This is a genomic window from Bradyrhizobium sp. 195 (genome assembly GCF_023101665.1).
In the GTDB taxonomy this organism is placed as follows: domain Bacteria; phylum Pseudomonadota; class Alphaproteobacteria; order Rhizobiales; family Xanthobacteraceae; genus Bradyrhizobium.
Map to the genome: position 1 here is coordinate 7,812,953 of NZ_CP082161.1, position 14,032 is coordinate 7,826,984.

At 62.4% G+C, this 14,032-nt stretch carries 9 protein-coding genes; 8 read left to right on the top strand and 1 reads right to left on the bottom strand.

Annotation, left to right across the window (positions count from 1 at the left end; genetic code table 11):
- Window positions 1-143: 143 nt before the first annotated feature.
- Window positions 144-1,472 carry an MFS transporter gene (locus IVB26_RS36455; protein WP_247969698.1) on the bottom strand — a complete coding sequence of 443 codons (1,329 nt, stop codon included), beginning with the start codon at window positions 1,470-1,472 and terminating at the stop codon, window positions 144-146.
- A 180-nt stretch (window positions 1,473-1,652) separates the two neighbouring features.
- On the opposite strand from IVB26_RS36455, the gene cyoA reads away from it, so the two are divergent.
- The 8 genes from cyoA (at window position 1,653) to IVB26_RS36495 (ending at window position 13,830) form a co-directional block, all read left to right on the top strand.
- On the top strand, window positions 1,653-2,813 hold the full coding sequence (gene cyoA, locus IVB26_RS36460) for a ubiquinol oxidase subunit II (RefSeq protein WP_247969699.1): 1,161 nt from the start codon (window positions 1,653-1,655) through the stop codon (window positions 2,811-2,813).
- Window positions 2,814-2,838: 25 nt separating this feature from the next.
- The gene (gene cyoB / locus IVB26_RS36465; protein ID WP_247969700.1) at window positions 2,839-4,836 is read left to right on the top strand and encodes a cytochrome o ubiquinol oxidase subunit I; all 1,998 of its coding nucleotides are present in this window, start codon (window positions 2,839-2,841) and stop codon (window positions 4,834-4,836) included.
- A complete protein-coding gene (cyoC, locus tag IVB26_RS36470) occupies window positions 4,837-5,466 on the top strand; it encodes a cytochrome o ubiquinol oxidase subunit III (RefSeq protein WP_247969701.1) in 630 nt (209 codons plus the stop codon).
- Window positions 5,463-5,843: a cytochrome o ubiquinol oxidase subunit IV gene (gene cyoD / locus IVB26_RS36475; protein ID WP_247969702.1), complete on the top strand. Its 381-nt coding sequence runs from the start codon at window positions 5,463-5,465 to the stop codon at window positions 5,841-5,843. The genes cyoC and cyoD overlap by 4 nt, the downstream gene beginning before the upstream one ends.
- Window positions 5,840-6,700: an SURF1 family protein gene (locus IVB26_RS36480; protein WP_247969703.1), complete on the top strand. Its 861-nt coding sequence runs from the start codon at window positions 5,840-5,842 to the stop codon at window positions 6,698-6,700. Before cyoD ends, IVB26_RS36480 begins: the two co-directional genes overlap by 4 nt.
- On the top strand, window positions 6,672-8,075 hold the full coding sequence (locus IVB26_RS36485; protein WP_247969704.1) for an ATP-binding protein: 1,404 nt from the start codon (window positions 6,672-6,674) through the stop codon (window positions 8,073-8,075). The genes IVB26_RS36480 and IVB26_RS36485 overlap by 29 nt, the downstream gene beginning before the upstream one ends.
- A complete protein-coding gene (locus tag IVB26_RS36490; protein ID WP_247969705.1) occupies window positions 8,065-8,598 on the top strand; it encodes a response regulator transcription factor in 534 nt (177 codons plus the stop codon). Before IVB26_RS36485 ends, IVB26_RS36490 begins: the two co-directional genes overlap by 11 nt.
- Window positions 8,599-9,099: 501 nt before the next feature.
- Complete coding sequence (locus IVB26_RS36495) at window positions 9,100-13,830, top strand: beta strand repeat-containing protein (protein WP_276578701.1); 4,731 nt, start codon at window positions 9,100-9,102, stop codon at window positions 13,828-13,830.
- Window positions 13,831-14,032 lie beyond the last annotated feature (202 nt).

Sequence of the window (14,032 nt, forward strand, 5' to 3'; positions counted from 1 at the left end):
AGCTGCAAATCGCGCTGCCGTAGGGTGGGCAAAGCGCAAGCGTGCCCACCACCTCTCTAAATCGGACACAGATAGTGGGCACGGCGCTTACGCGCCTTTGCCCACCCTACGGCATCCGCGATGCGGCTACTGCTCGCGCCTGACTAACCGCCCGCGTCCATGTCGCCCTTCTCGCGCTGGCCGCTGAGCCAGAGGGCGAGCAGGGTCCAGAACGCGCCGGACAAGAGATACGCACCCGAGGCGATGACGCCGAGATTGGTGGCGAGCAGCAACGCCACCAGCGGAGCGAAGCCGGCGCCGAACAACCAGGCCATGTCCGAGGTCAGCGCCGAAGCGGTGTAGCGGTACGCCTGCTTGAAGTTCGAGGCGATGGCACCGGAGGACTGGCCGAAGGACAGGCCGAGCAGGATGAAGCCGATCACCATGTAGATGGTCTCGCCGAACGCGCCGGCGTCGAGCAGCTGCGGGGCAAAGCCGCTATAGATCGCGATCGCGATCGCCGATCCCATCAGCAGCGATTTGCGCCCGACGCGGTCGGCGATGATGCCCGACATCACGATCGCGCCGACACCGAACACGGCGGCGACGATCTCGATGATCAGGAAGCGCACCGGGCTTTCGCGGGTGAACAGGAACACCCAGGACAGCGGGAACACCGTGACCATGTGGAACAGCGCAAAGCTCGCGAGCGGCGCAAACGCCCCGAGCATGATGTTCTGGCCTTCGCGCGCGACGGTGTCGGAGATGCGCGCGGGCTGCAATTCGCGGGTCTCGAATAGCGAGGCATATTCCTCGGTCGTCACCATGCGCAGGCGCGCGAACAGCGCCACGACGTTGATGGCAAAGGCGACGAAGAACGGATAGCGCCAGCCCCAGTCGAAGAAATCGTCGGCCGAGAGGTTACCCGCGAAATAGGCGAACAGCGCGCTCGCCACGATCAGACCGAGCGGCGCGCCGAGCTGCGGCACCATCGCATACCAGCCGCGCTTGGAGGGCGGTGCGTTCAGCGCCAGCAGCGAAGCCATGCCGTCCCATGCGCCGCCCCAGGCCAGACCCTGCGCAATGCGCGCGAGCGCCAGCAGCCAGATCGCCGCAACGCCGATGTCGTGATAGCCGGGCAGGAACGCCAGCGCGACGGTGGCAGTGCCGAGCAAAAACAGCGCCGAGATCAGCTTGGCCGTCTTGCCGTAGGCACGGTCGACCGTCATGAAAATGACGGTGCCGATCGGTCGGGCCATGAAGGCCAGCGCGAAGATCATGAAGGAATAGAGCGTGCCGGTCAGCTCGCTCGCGAACGGGAACACCAGGCGCGGGAACACGATCACCGAGGCGATCGCGAAGACGAAGAAGTCGAAGAATTCCGAGGTGCGGCCGATGATGACGCCGATGGCGATCTCGCCGGGACTGGCCTGGTCGTGGCCGTGCTCGCCCGTGTGGAGGTCTGCCATTGCGGGGGTCTGTGCCGTCGCCATTCGTGCGCCCTTAACGTCCTGAAACCAAAGCCGACCGCCCGGCGGGGCGCCAGGCAATCTGGCCCTGTTTGACCCAACATCCCGCACTGCAACATTGGACAAATTGTCCAATGTCCGGATTGTTGCGCCGCAGCTACCCCTTGGTCCCGCAAAAGAAACTCATTCTCAAAGGCTCGGCCCGTGTCTCGTCTCAAGATCCTGGCGCTACTACCTCTGGCTGCCGCGCTCAGCGGCTGCGACTACGTCGTGCTGGCGCCAGCCGGCGATATCGCTGCCCAGCAGCGCGACCTCGTCATCATCTCCACCGTCCTGATGCTCCTGATCGTCGTCCCCGTGATGGCGCTGACGGTGCTGTTCGCCTGGCGCTATCGCCAGTCCAACACGGACGCCCGCTACGAGCCGGATTGGGACCACTCGACCAAGCTCGAGTTGGTGATCTGGTCGGCGCCGCTTCTGATCATCGTTTGCCTGGGCGCTCTGACCTGGATGGGCACGCATCTGCTCGACCCCTACCGCACGCTGGGCCGCATCCATGCAGACCGCGCCGTGGACCAGTCCAAGGCCCCGCTCGAGGTCGACGTCGTCGCGCTCGACTGGAAGTGGCTCTTTATCTATCCGGACTACGGCATCGCCACCGTCAACGAGCTCGCAGCTCCGGTCGATCGTCCGATCAAATTCCGCATCACGGCGTCCTCGGTGATGAATTCGTTCTACATCCCCGCGCTCGCCGGCCAGATCTACGCGATGCCGGGCATGGAGACCAAGCTCCACGCCGTCGTCAACCACGCCGGCACCTACAAGGGCTTCTCCGCGAACTACAGCGGCGCCGGCTTCTCCGGCATGCACTTCAACTTCCAGGGCCTCGACGACAAGGGCTTTGACGCCTGGATCGCCAGCGCCAAGTCCGCCGGCGGCTCGCTCGGCCGCGCCGAATATCTCCAGCTCGAAAAACCCAGCCAGAACGAGCCGGTGCGCCGCTGGGGCACCGTCGATGCCGATCTCTACCGCCTGATCCTCAACATGTGCGTCGAGACCGGCAAGATGTGCCAGAGCGAAATGATGGCGATCGACGCCAAGGGCGGTGCCGGTCACCAGGGCCTGAACAACACGCTGCCGCTGGCCTACGACAAGTACGCCCGCCGCGGCACCGCATTTGGGCCGGAGCCGAGCTTCGTCGCCGGCACCTGCACGCCGGATGCGCCGCAGGGCAGAACCACCGCGTCCATCCCGGCACCCACCGACACCGCGCCGCTGCTCGGCGCAGGCCTGAAGCGGCCGTCGTTCACGCCGCTGAAGTCCTCGTCCTTCTTCCTCGGACAACGTCCCAAGTCAGACTCCTGAAGTCAGGCTCCTAAAGAGAGTTCGCATGTCTCCTGATTTTCTCAAGCTCATCTTCGGCCGGCTCGGCTTCGAATCGCTGCCGCTGCACGAGCCGATCGTCGTCGGCACATTCGCGGTGGTCGCGCTCGGCGGCGCCGCACTGCTCGGCGGTCTCACCTATTTCCGTCTCTGGGGCTATCTCTGGCGCGAGTGGTTCACCACCGTCGACCACAAGCGCATCGGCATCATGTACATGATCCTCGGCATCGTGATGCTGCTGCGCGGTTTTGCCGACGCGCTGATGATGCGCGGCCAGCAGATGCTCGCGTTTGGCGGCTCCGAAGGCTATCTCAACGCCCACCACTACGATCAGGTCTTCACCGCCCACGGCGTGATCATGATCTTCTTCGTGGCGATGCCGCTGGTTACCGGCCTGATGAACTATGTCGTGCCGCTGCAGATCGGCGCGCGCGACGTCTCGTTTCCGTTCCTGAACAATTTCAGCTTCTGGATGACGGTCGGCGGCGCGGTGCTGGTGATGGCTTCGCTGTTCATCGGCGAATTCGCCCGCACCGGCTGGCTGGCTTATCCGCCGCTGTCGAACATCGGCTACAGTCCCGATGTCGGCGTCGACTATTACATCTGGGCGCTGCAGGTCGCCGGCGTCGGCACGACACTATCCGGCATCAACCTGATCTGCACCATCGTCAAGCTGCGCTGCCCGGGCATGACCATGATGAAGATGCCGGTCTTCACCTGGACCTCGCTCTGCACCAACGTCCTGATCGTCGCATCCTTCCCCGTCCTGACCGTCGTGCTCGCACTGCTGTCGCTCGACCGCTACGTCGGCACCAACTTCTTCACGAACGATTTCGGCGGCAGCCCGATGATGTACGTGAACCTGATCTGGATCTGGGGTCATCCTGAAGTCTACATCCTGGTTCTCCCGGCGTTCGGCATCTTCTCTGAGGTGACCTCGACCTTCTCAGGCAAGCGGCTGTTCGGCTACACCTCGATGGTCTACGCCACTGTCGTCATCACCATCCTGTCGTACCTGGTCTGGCTGCACCACTTCTTCACGATGGGCTCGGGCGCCAGCGTCAACTCGTTCTTCGGCATCACCACGATGATCATCTCGATCCCGACGGGCGCGAAGATGTTCAACTGGCTGTTCACGATGTATCGCGGCCGCATCCGCTACGAGCTGCCGATGATGTGGACGATCGCCTTCATGCTGACCTTCGTGATCGGCGGCATGACCGGCGTGCTGCTGGCGGTGCCGCCGGCCGACTTCGTGCTGCACAACAGCCTGTTCCTGATCGCGCATTTCCACAACGTGATCATCGGCGGCGTGGTGTTCGGCGCCTTCGCCGGCATCTCCTACTGGTTCCCGAAAGCGTTCGGCTTCAAGCTCGATCCGTTCTGGGGCAAGCTGTCGTTCTGGTTCTGGGTCACCGGCTTCTACCTCGCCTTCATGCCGCTCTACGTGCTCGGCCTGATGGGCGTGACCCGCCGCCTGCGCGTGTTCGACGATCCGTCCCTGCAGATCTGGTTCGTCATCGCCGCGATCGGCGCCGGCCTCGTGCTCCTCGGCATCATGTGCATGCTGATGCAGTTCGCGGTCAGCTTCCTCAGGCGCGAGCAGCTCAAGGACGTCACCGGCGATCCCTGGGACGCACGCACGCTGGAATGGGCGACCTCCTCGCCCCCGCCGGACTACAACTTCGCCTTCACCCCCGTCGTTCACGACAATGACGCGTGGTGGGACATGAAGCGGCGCGGCTACCAGCGTCCGCTCACCGGGTTCAGGCCGATCCACATGCCCAGCAGCACCGGCACCGGCATCATCCTTGCCGGCCTCGCCACCGGGATGGGTTTTGGCCTGATCTGGTACATCTGGTGGCTGGCCGCCGTGAGCTTCGCCGCGATGCTCGTCGTCGGCATCGGCCACACCTTCAACTATCACCGCGACTTCGACATTCCGGCTGAAGACGTCATCCGGGCCGAGGACGCGCGTACCAAACTGCTCGCCGGAGCCAAGTAAATGACTGTCGCTGTCAATCCCTCCCAAACCGGCGAGCCGGTCTTCTACGTCGCCGAGGAGCATCCGCATCCGGAAGGCTGGAGCACCTCGCTCGGCTTCTGGATCTACCTGATGAGCGACTGTCTCATCTTCGCGATCCTGTTCGCCACTTTCGGCGTGCTCGGCGGCAATTACGCCGCCGGCCCCGCGCCGAAGGACCTCTTCGACCTCAACCTGGTCGCGGTGAACACCTCGATGCTGCTGCTGTCGTCGATCACCTACGGCTTCGCCATGCTGACGATGCAGCAGAACAAGGTCGCGCAGACGCAGATCTGGCTGGCGATCACCGGCCTGTTCGGCCTCGCCTTCATCGGCATCGAGCTCACCGAGTTCGCCCACATGATCCATGAAGGCGCCACGCCGCAGCGCAGCGCCTTTCTGTCCGCGTTCTTCACCCTGGTCGGCACCCACGGCCTGCACGTCTCCTGCGGCCTGATCTGGCTGGTGACGCTGATGGTGCAGGTCCAGAAGTTCGGCCTGATCGAGGCCAACCGCCGTCGGCTGATGTGCCTGTCGATGTTCTGGCATTTCCTCGACGTGGTCTGGATCGGCGTCTTCACTTTCGTCTATCTCCTGGGAGTTCTGCGATGAACACCGATACTCATGCAGCTGGCGCCGACCATCATCACCACGGCGACAGCCACGCCCACGGCACGTTCTCGACTTATATGCTGGGCTTCGTGCTCTCGGTCGTGCTCACCGCGATCCCGTTCTGGCTGGTGATGAGCGGCGCGCTGCCGAGCAAGCAGATCACCGCCCTCGTCATCATGGCCTTCGCGGTCGTGCAGATCGTCGTGCACATGATCTACTTCCTGCACATGAACACGACGTCCGAGAACGGCTGGAGCATGATGGCGCTGATCTTCACCATCGTCATGGTGGTGATCGCGCTGTCGGGTTCGCTGTGGGTGATGAGCCACCTCAACAGCAACATGATGCCGATGCACCAGATGAGCGGAATGAAGTGAGCGAGGTCAGGACCGTGACGAGCAAGGCAAAAGGGATGCGTGGCCATGCTGCGCGCCCCTCCCTGTGGCTCACGGTCCTCTCGCTCACGGCCTTCGTGACCCTGATCGCGCTCGGCGTCTGGCAGATCGAACGCCGCGCCTGGAAGCTGGCGCTGATCGACCGTGTCGAGCAGCGCGTTCATGCCCCGGCGGTACCGATCCCCTCGCCCGCTTCATGGTCCGCGGTCTCCGCCGCGAACGACGAATACAGGCATGTCAGCGTCACCGGCCGCTTCCTGCATGACCGCGAGACGCTGGTTCAGGCCGTCACCGAGGAGGGCCCGGGCTATTGGGTGCTGACGCCGCTTTTGCGCGACGACGGCACGCAGGTCCTGGTCAACCGCGGCTTCGTGCCCACGGAGCGTCGCGACGCATCGACCCGCCAAAGCGGCAATCCGGGTGGCCAAGTCGAGATCACCGGCCTGCTCCGCATGACGGAGCCCAAAGGCGGGTTCCTTCGAAACAACGTGCCCCAGCACAACCGCTGGTACTCGCGGGATGTCGCCGCGATCGCGGCGGCTCGCAGCCTCCACGATGTCGCGCCGTTCTTCGTCGATGCCGACGCCGGATCACAAATTGCCGGCGGTCCGATCGGCGGATTGACCGTGATCCGCTTTCCCAATAACCACCTGATCTACGCGCTGACGTGGTTTGCCCTGGCCTTCATGCTGGCTGGCAGACTTTTCGTCACATTCGGCGGCGGACTGTTCCGCCGCAAGAGAGCCTTGAAGGGCTTCATCCACGAACCGGCCGACGGCCTGGATGCCGCCGCGCGCAGGACGGGATCAGATGCTGGAACGATCGTCGAACAGGCCTGACGACGGGAAGACGCTTTCCCAAACACTTGCTCAGGGCAGGCTGGCCGTCACGCTGCAATCGCAGGCGGATGCGCGCAGCGAGCTGATCGGTGCTGCGTCGACCGACGACGAGACCAATCGCAAGAACATGGCGCTGCTGATCCAGCTGCGCTGGACCGCGGTGGTCGGCCAGATCGTGACCATCGGCGGCGTGCATTTTGGGCTCGGCATTCCCCTTCCGTTGGAGCGGATGGGCGCGGTGATCGGCGCGCTGGTGCTGCTCAACGTCTCCAGCCTGATCTGGGTGCGCCATCGCGCCGCGATCACCAACAACGAGCTGCTGGTCGCCTTGATGCTTGATGTCGCCGCGCTGACCGCGCAGCTTTACCTCTCCGGCGGCGCCACCAATCCCTTCACCTCGCTGTTCCTGCTCCAGGTGACGCTCGGCGCGGTGCTGCTCGATGCCCGCTCGACCTGGTCGCTGGTCGCGCTGACCTGCGCGAGCTTCGTGTGGTTGACGCTGGCCTACCGCCCGCTGGAGCTGCCGCCCAACCCATTGAGCGAGACCTACACGCTCACAGTCGCCGGCATGCTGCTGGGCTTCGTGCTCAATGCCGTGCTGCTGGTCGTGTTCGTCACCCGCATCAATCGAAACCTGCGCGAGCGCGATGCGCATCTGGCGGCATTCCGCCAGCATGCCGCCGAGCAGGACCACATCGTGCGCATGGGCCTGCTCGCCTCCGGCGCGGCGCATGAACTCGGCACGCCGCTGGCCTCGCTTTCGGTGATCCTCAGCGATTGGCGCCGCATGCCGGATCTTGCCGCCGATCAGGAACTCGCCGAGGACCTCGCGGAGATGGAAACCTCGCTGCAACGCTGCAAGTCGATCGTCACGGGCATCCTGGTGTCGGCAGGCGAAGCGCGCGGCGAAGGCTCCTCGCCGACGACGGTGACGGCGTTCGTGACCGCGCTGGTCGACGAATGGCGTGACGCGCGCTCGGCGCGGACGCTCTACTTCGTCAATACGTTCGGCACGGACGTTGCGATCGTCTCCGACATCGCGTTGAAGCAGGTCATCTTCAACGTGCTCGACAACGCTTATGAGGTCTCGCGCGAATGGGTCGAGCTCGTGGCCGAGCGCGAGGGCGACAACCTCGTGCTGTCGATCAGCGATCGCGGCCCGGGCTTTGCGCCGGAGATGCTGGCGCAGCTCGGAAAGCCCTATCAGTCGAGCAAGGGCCGCGCCGGCGGCGGGCTCGGGCTGTTCCTGGTGGTGAACGTGGTCCGCAAGTTAGGGGGCACCGTGACCGCCGAGAATCACAGGAAGCGGGGCGCCACCGTGCGCCTGACGCTGCCGCTCGCAACGCTCGCGATCGGAGGGAATTTTGACGCCTGACCGTTCGCTCATCGTCGTCGAGGACGACGCAGGCTTTGCGCGCACATTGAAGCGCTCGTTCGAACGCCGCGGCTATGATGTCGTGCTGGCCGCCTCGATCGAAGAGGTGCGGCAGGTGCTGGAAGAGCGTTCCTTCGGCCATGCCGTGGTCGACCTCAAGCTCGGCGGCGCCTCGGGCCTCGCCTGCGTCGAGCTGTTGCACACGCATGATCCGGACATGCTGATCGTGGTGCTCACCGGCTTTGCGAGCATCTCGACCGCCGTGGAGGCGATCAAGCTGGGAGCCTGCCACTATCTGGCGAAGCCGTCGAATACCGACGACATCGAAGCCGCCTTCACCAAGGCCGAAGGGAACACTGAGGTCGCGCTGGATGCGCGGCCGACCTCGATCAAGACGCTGGAATGGGAGCGTATCCACCAGACCCTGATCGAGACGGATTTCAACATCTCGGAGGCGGCGCGGCGGCTGGGGATGCACCGGCGCACGCTGGCGCGGAAGCTCGAGAAGCGGCCGGTGAAGTAGTCTTTGCATAGGCCGAATAAAGCGCAGCGCATCCGTGGCTTCTCTATCAACGGAGAGACCGTCCCCGGATTTCGCTTCGCTCCATCCGGGCTACAATCCTAGAGTGCGACGCCTCAGCGGACTCAAACTCTGATCCCCATCAACACGCCCTGTGTTACTGCGTAACGCTGACAATATGTCTTGCCTTTTCAAAAAAAACGGAGAGCATTGGTGACAAAGGCAAGCATTTCTTGCCATCGGCTGTCCGTTTAAGCGGCGACTTCGCCGAACTCGCTGTTCTCCGACGTGACAGCGCTGGTGCCATCGGCAGGCCTTGAAAACTTCCGCCTTTCTCAATGCCCTGTGCACGTGTGCGCAGTCGGGGCCGATAGCCATTTTCCGAGCAGGCAGGCCGGACACCAAAATCTTGTCGGGAATAGCAGATGTCCGGGGAGAGAGCTGCCCGCGACGGCGAACTGTCGAAGCTTAGTTTGAAGCGCTTTGTAACGAGGGAGAAGTACAATGGTGGCGCTGACATTTTCAAGAACGGACTATCCCCTCCCAGTCACTCTCTGGTCTGTTAACACCGGTGATTTGAACGGTGATGGCCATGCCGATCTCGTGACCGCGAACATCGATTCCAACGGAGTCTCGGTGCTCCTCGGGAACGGCGACGGCACCTTCGGCGCCGCGACAACATTTGCGACGGGCACCGGCCCCAGTTCCATCGCGATTGCGGATCTAAACGGCGATGGCCGGCTCGATCTCATGACGTCCAACGTCAACTCTAGTGATGTTTCCGTGCTGCTCGGCAATGGCCTTGGCGGCTTCGGTAACGCAACGAACTTTGGCACCGATTTTAACCCGAGGTCGGTCGTTCTGGGGGATCTAAATGGGGATGGCAAGGTCGACGTGGTCACCAGCAATCAAAACTCGTCCGTGTCGGTATTGCTAGGTAACGGCGACGGAACATTCGGGGCTGCTACCAATATCACCGTAGGAAGCGGGATACATTACGCGCTTGCCCTTTCCGACTTCAACGTCGACGGCAAGCTGGACCTTGCGGTAGCAGGCTCCGATACCAACGATTTGTCGGTGCTGCTTGGGAACGGCGATGGCGCCTTCGGTGCCGCGACCGCTTATGCGTTGGAAGCAAGCACTGGTGCCGTTGCGGTCGGTGATTTTAACGGCGATGGGCAGCTGGACCTTGCGACTGGCACGGGGCCGACGGTCTCGGTTCTGCTCGGCGTCGGGGACGGCACCTTCGGTGCCGTAACTCAGTACGACGGGTCGGGTGACGTCAAAGTGGCTGACGTCAATGGGGATGGCAAGCTCGATTTGGTTACCGCCAACGTGTCGGTGCTGCTGGGGAACGGCGACGGCACCTTTGCTGACGCGATCAACTTTCCAGCAGGATCGCAGGCTTCTTCGGTCGCGATCGGCGACCTGGACGGAATTGGTCTCCCCGATCTGGTGGTGGTCAACTACAGCGCTCAACCCCCATTCGGCGCGGGCAGCATAGCGGTGCTCCTCAACACCACCGGCGCGCCGACCATCACTTCGGATGGCGGCGGCGACACGGCTGCGGTTTTGGCGGCGGAGAACACGATTGCCGTGACGACGGTTGTCGCAACCGATCCGGATGTCGGACAGACAGTGAGCTATTCTGTCACCGGCGGCGCAGACGCGGACAAGTTCACAATCAACGCGGCGACCGGCGCGCTCGCCTTCGTTAACCCACCTGACTTCGAGGCGCCCAGCGACGCGGGTACCAACAACATCTACGAAGTAACCGTCCGAGCCTCGGACGGCAACGGCGGCACCGACACGCAGGCGATCGCGGTGACGGTGACTAACCAGAACGAGGTGCCGACCATCACGTCGAACGGTGGCGGCAACAATGAGGTGGCTGCGTTCTATTCGTTCGATGAAAGCAGCGGGTCGATCGCGCACGATCAGCAAGGCGAGCACGACGGCACAATCATAGGCACTACTCCCGTGCCAGGCGTTACCGGGAATGCGCTGCAGTTTGACGGCTCCAATCCTGGTTATGTCAGCGTTCCGGATTCTTCCGATTGGAACTTCGGCAGCGGCGATTTTTCCATCCAGGCTTGGGCCAATTTCAGCTCAGTTCCGACCGGTTCGGCAGGAGAACTTGGGGACGTCCTGGTGGCGCATGACGAGGGAGGCGGGTCTACTAACAAATGGGTTCTTGACGCCTACTCCGGACATCTCGGTTTCCACGTCAATGACACCGCTGGCCAGGCCTACTTCGCCGAGGTGCCGTTTAACCCGACACCGGGGCAATGGTATCTCATCGATCTGGTAGCAACCGGGTCGACGTACCAATTCTATGTCAATGGACAACTGATCGGCACCACCCCTGCCGTACCCATTCCTGATGCTTTTACACCGCTGACGATCGGCTATACCAATGACGGCCTTGGAATCACATTCGGCGGCAGCCTTGATGGTGTTGGGATTTACCAGCGCGCGCTGTCGCAAGCCGAGATTCAACGGAGCTATCAGGATGGCGCGACGGCACCGGGTACGATCTCGATGCGAGAGAACACGACCGCCGTAACAACCGTGACGGCGACGGACCGGGATGCCGGCCAGACGTTGAGCTATTCGATCGCCGGCGGCGCAGACGCGGACAAGTTCACGATCAACGCAACAACGGGCGTGCTCGCTTTCCTCACGGCGCCCAACTTCGAAGGTCCAAGCGATGACGGAGGCAACAACGTCTATGACGTAACCGTCCAAGCTGCGGACGGCAACGGCGGCACTGATATGCAATCCATTGCGGTCACGGTGACTGACGAGACCGAGAACCAAGCGCCGACGATCACTTCGAACGGTGCTGGCAACGCTGGATTGATTGCCTCCTACTCCTTCAATGAAACTGGCGGTTCGATCGCGCACGATCAGCAAGGCGGACACGATGGGACGATTATTGGCGCCACTCATGTACAGGGAGTGTCGGGCAACGCCCTGGAATTCAACGGGTCGTCGAATTATGTCAGCGCGCCCGATTCCTCCGATTGGAATTTAAGCGGCGACTTCACCATCAAGTTCTGGGCCAACATCGACTCCACTGCCGGTGTCGTCATCGGGCAAGATGAAGGTGGTGGAACAAACAACAAGTGGCTCGTAAACTTCATCGGCGGCAGCTTCAACTTCCACGTCAACACATCAGCCGGAGAGAATTTCTCAATCGGTGCACCATTAGATCTGACGGTCGGACAGTGGAGCTCGTTCGCTCTCACCAAGTCTGGATCGTCCTACCAGTTTTATGTCGACGGGCAACTCATTGGCTCCGCCGACGAGACACTAGCCATTCCGGATATCGCGGCCCCACTAACAATCGGGCAGGCGGAAGGATTCTATTTCGATGGCAAGCTTGACGGTGTGGCCCTCTATCACCGCGCGTTGTCCGCAGCCGAGCTCGGTGCAATCTCGATACCCGAAAACACCACCGCGGTAACAACCGTAACGGCGACCGACCCGGATGCCGGACAAACTTTGACCTATTCGATCAGCGGCGGCGCGGACGCCAGCAAGTTCTCAATTAACCCGACCTCCGGGGCGCTCGTCTTCGCCGCGGCGCCTAACTTCGAGGCGCCGAGCGATGCCGGCAACAACAACGTCTACGCTGTGGCCGTGCAGGTCTCGGATGGCAACGGCGGCATCGACACGCAGGCAATTGCGGTCACGGTGACGGATGAGACCGAGAACCGGGCGCCGACGATCACCTCGAACGGCGGCGGCACCACGGCGACGGTTTCGATAGCAGAGAACACGACGGCAGTGACGACGGTGGTCGCAATCGATCCGGATGCAGGTCAGACGTTGAGGTACTCAATCACCGGCGGCGCAGACGCCGGCAAGTTCACGATCAACGAAACGAGCGGCGCGGTCGCCTTCATCACGGCGCCCGATTTCGAGGTGCGAGCCGACGCGGGTGCCAACAACGTCTACGACGTGACTGTCCAGGCCTCAGACAACAACGGCGGCGTCGACACGCAGGCGATTGCAGTGACGGTGACGAACCAGAACGAGGCCCCAACGATTACATCGAATGGCGGCGGCACCACCGCGACTGCCTCGACCGCAGAAAATACCACCGCGGTGACTACGGTTGTCGCGATCGATCCGGATGCCGGGCAGACGTTGACCTATTCCATCGCTGGCGGAGCAGATCGCACCAAGTTCTCGATCAATGCAACGACCGGTGTGCTCGTCTTCGCCGCGGCGCCGAACTTCGAGGCGCCGACCGACGCTGGCGGTAATAACGTCTATGATGTGATCGTCCAAGCTGCGGATGGAAATGGCGGCATCGACACGCAGGCGATCGCGGTGACGGTAACCAACCAGAACGAGGCCCCAACGATCACATCGAATGGCGGCGGCACCACAGCGACTTCCTTCACTCCAGAAAACACCACGGTGGTGACGACGGTTGTCGCGACCGATCCGGATGCCGGGCAGACGTTGACCTATTCGATCAGCGGCGGCGCGGATGCCGGCAAGTTCTCGATCAACGCAACGACCGGGGCACTCACCTTCGCCGCGAAGCCTGATTTCGAGACGCCAGCCGATGCGGGCGGCAACAACGTCTATGACGTGACCGTCCAAGCTGCGGACGGCAACGGCGGTATCGATACACAGGCGATCGCTGTGACCGTGCAGAATGCGCCCGGACTCACCAAAATTGGTGGAAACGGGCCAGACACCCTGATGGGAGCAGGGGAAGAGGATGACATTCGCGGGGGGAAGAGTGACGACAATCTCCAGGGCTTGGACGGCAACGACCGCCTCGAAGGTGAAACAGGAAATGACACGCTCGCCGGCGGAGCTGGCAAGGACCTTCTCAATGGAGGGCAAGGCGACGATACTTTAAACGGCGGCCTGGGAAAGGATACGCTAAACGGCGGGCAAGGACGTGACGGCTTTGTCTTTTCCGCTTTTGCCGACTCTACGCCCACCGAGTTCGATATCATCCAGGATTTCCTCCATGGCACCGACAAGATTGATCTTAGAGGAATCGACGCAAACACCACCACGGCCATCGATGATACATTTGCATTCCCCGGCCAAAACACCGCCGTTGTTGCCAATAGCGTGACTTGGTTCGTGAGCGGTGGGAATACCTTCGTGCAGGCCGATGTGAACGGCAATACGACCGCGGACTTTCTGATCCAATTGACCGGCGCCAGCCTTGGTCTCACCGCGTCTGACTTCTTGTTGTGAGGAGTGGCCCACGTTATGCGAGCTGCCCCCTCCAGTCGGTCATTTGATGGAGCTCGGAACGGCCCAGCTGCGCGAAGTTGGGTGGTAGGCGAAGCGTGACCCACCATGCTGCAGGCGAGAGAAGCGGCGGGTTACGCCTTCGTCTACCCCCCTACGATCCTGAGCAAGATCGGCCGTCACGCCCCAAACAAAAAGCCCGGCC